1 protein-coding gene is annotated in these 769 nt (G+C 66.6%); it reads right to left on the reverse strand.

Features of this window, described 5'->3' with window-relative positions; translation table 11 throughout:
- A partial coding sequence (locus EN994_RS33845) for an ROK family protein (protein WP_164746545.1) occupies positions 1 to 769 on the reverse strand: 769 nt, incomplete at both ends.

Raw genomic sequence — 769 nt, forward strand, 5'->3', positions numbered from 1 at the left:
GGCATGGATACCGACGGTTCCCTCGCGAATGGCGGGCAGCTTCAAGCCTTCGCCGTCGATCGTGGCGATTGCCGCAATGATGGCGTCGACCAGCTGGCGGCGCACCGCCTTCGGCATCCAGCCGTCGATCACCGCCGCTTCGAAATCGATGATCGAGGATGCGGCGACGATGGCGTAAGCGAGCGCCCTTGAGGCGCTGGCGATCCAGCCGTCGAGTTCGGGTCCGATCTCGCCCCAGTCGTCCGGCGAGGTCCACAGATGCGAGGCCTCGATGCCGCGCGCATTGAGCGCCTTTTCGAGCATGGCGATGGAAGCGACATCGATCAGTTGGGTCGGCTTGCCGTCCGGCCCGGGCACGGGCATGGAGCCGAGCGCTCCGGCATTGCCGGTCGGGCCGCCGAAAAGCCGGCCGTTCAGCACAATGCCGCCACCGGCAAAGGCGCCGATATAGAAATAGACGAAGTCACGCGCAGCGCCCGCCTGCCCGAAGACGAGTTCGGCGCCGCAGGCCGACGTGGCGTCGTTCTGCAAATAGACCGGAAAATCGCATTGCGCCTGGATGTCGGCCCTGATGTCGCGGTGACGCCATTCGTCCATCACGTCGCGCGGGGCGCCGGCGGTATCGGCCCAGTTCCACAATTCGAACGGCATGGCGATGCCCAGCCCGGCGATGCGCTTGTCTTGCGCGGGCGTCAGCTCGCCGCGCATCTGCCGCATGCCGTTGCTGACGAAGTCCACCGTCTCGCGCGGCGCCGGGTAGCGATAGGAA

The organism is Mesorhizobium sp. M7A.F.Ca.CA.002.09.1.1, assembly GCF_003998555.1.
In the GTDB taxonomy this organism is placed as follows: Bacteria; Pseudomonadota; Alphaproteobacteria; order Rhizobiales; family Rhizobiaceae; genus Mesorhizobium; species Mesorhizobium ciceri.